The organism is Verrucomicrobiota bacterium, from assembly GCA_037139415.1.
In the GTDB taxonomy this organism is placed as follows: Bacteria; Verrucomicrobiota; Verrucomicrobiia; order Limisphaerales; family Fontisphaeraceae; genus JBAXGN01.
The window spans coordinates 1-2,050 of record JBAXGN010000367.1; the positions used below are offsets into that span (position 1 = coordinate 1).

Below are 2,050 nucleotides of genomic sequence, written 5' to 3' on the forward strand. Positions count from 1 at the left end.
CGGATGGCACGGATGAAAAACAGCCCAGCAGGGATTGCGGATTGCGGATTGCGGATTGCGGAATGGTTCGTCGCCTGACCGCGACGGCTACATGCTGGGGGTTGCTCCTTGGGCTGCACCTGGGCGTGACGCAGACTGCCGCTGCCGCGTGCGGGTTGGAAGTGCGGCTGGACGTCATTACGGTGGCCACCAATTACACCAAGGTTGGCTTCCCGGCCCTGGTGCGTGACCCGCAAAACCCCACCATTTATTTCGGCAAGGAGATTACCAATTACAACAGCCAGAGTTACGATGCGGAAGGCTACACCATTTCCTGTTTGAATTGTCACGACAGCTATTCCGCAGGCACCCGCGCGGTCTATGCATTTTCATTGACCAATTTGACCACCCCGACATGCACCGACTTCTTCGGCGTCATCAACAAAAGCGTTACGTACCGCGATACTAACGGGTTCCCGGTCAATGAAAGTTGTAATTTCAGCACTACGAGTCTCGGCACTTGGACGGCTAATCCGGGCTGCGTGGCCAATTATGAGTGTCGCTATGACAACTCCATTTACAACACGCTGGTGAGCAACCTGACGGCGCAACAATATGAACTTTCCCAGAGCTATGCCGCCAATGATTTGATGTATTCGAGCGACAACAGCCCGATTGGGGAATTCTCCAACGCCTGTCAGGTGTATCAAAAAATCAACCTCGACAGCGCGTATTCCCTCTCCGACTTCGTCGCCACGGCGCAAGGGTGTTTGAGCAGCATCCCGTGGCCGGGTTGGTCCAATGCGACGGACTATGGCGTCGCGGAATACGGCAGCATCACCAATGTCATCTACCCGCCGTCGGCCTACGACAGCCTCGAAACCGCCGGTTTTCAGGCGGCCTATGGCAAGCTGAAGTTCCGCATTGCCTTTCGCGGCCCCAAGGATGAGAAAGCCCGCATTGAATGGCGATACGTTTTCATTCCCATGGATGGCGGCCCGCCGGTGACCAACTCGGTGCAATATGAGGATGTGACTTTCACGGGCGACCTGCAATATATCCAAAAAACTGGCGGGGAAGACGGCCTGGAACTGGGACCGCCCCCGAGTCCCGGTCAACTGATGGTGAAGTTGGACACGACCTGGCAATGTAGCAGTGAGATATGTCAACTCGGCCAGACCACCGCGAATTTGGACAGTGTGAATGTCAAGTTCGGCCTGGGGAATCGTTTTGGCGGCTCGCCCGCCGGCTACTTGTATCTCAACGCGGCCACGCTGGACAGTGGCTTGGGCACGCCCCAGGGGCTGGCCAGCTTCTTAAATAATGACGGGCAGGTGATCCGGGGCAGCGGCAACGTCTTGCGCCAGGTGCGGGTGCCCGAAGGGCTGGCCGATATTGTGGCGGTTACCGGGCAAAAGTATGAAATCCGCTTCTACAGTCAGGCGGGGAGTTGGAACACTGCGTCCAACTGTTATGTGCCTACTGGAAACCCGCTGAAGACCAGCACGATTGAGTATGTCGCGGGCAGTCCGTCGGTGCTGCGCATTAGCGATGCGCAATCCGGGTTGGCGTATGAATACACCAGCGAAGTCAATAATGGGCAAACGGACTGGAGTCTGACGACGCGGCAGGGGGCGACGGTGTTGCGGCAGGAATCGCTGACGATCAGCGCCGATGAAACGGCGCAAGCCCGCGCCATCGGCACACCCGATGCCATCGTTTATGAGGAAGTGAGCGAGTGGGCCACGTACGCCGCGCCGCTGGGCAAGGTGCGGGTACGGCAAATCATCAATCCCAACGACCCCAATCCGCAAACCAACTCGTGGAGCTATTACACGAATCCGGGGGATACCAACCGCTATGGGTTATTGGCGCAAACCAGCCAGGCCAACGGTTACTGGGAGCGCTATTATTATGACGACGCCAGACGGCTGACCAACAAGACCAGCCAGTTCAAGACTGCTGCTCCCGACGCGGCTTTCAACCAATGCCGGGCCATCACGTATTCATACGCCAGCGTGGATGCCACGGTGGATAACGGCAGCCAGGAACCGCTCACGCCCCGGAGCAC

1 protein-coding gene is annotated in these 2,050 nt (G+C 57.7%); it reads left to right on the forward strand.

The annotated features are described in order from the left end of the window. A partial coding sequence (locus WCO56_29725) for a hypothetical protein (GenBank protein MEI7733782.1) occupies positions 1-2,050 on the forward strand: 2,050 nt, incomplete at both ends.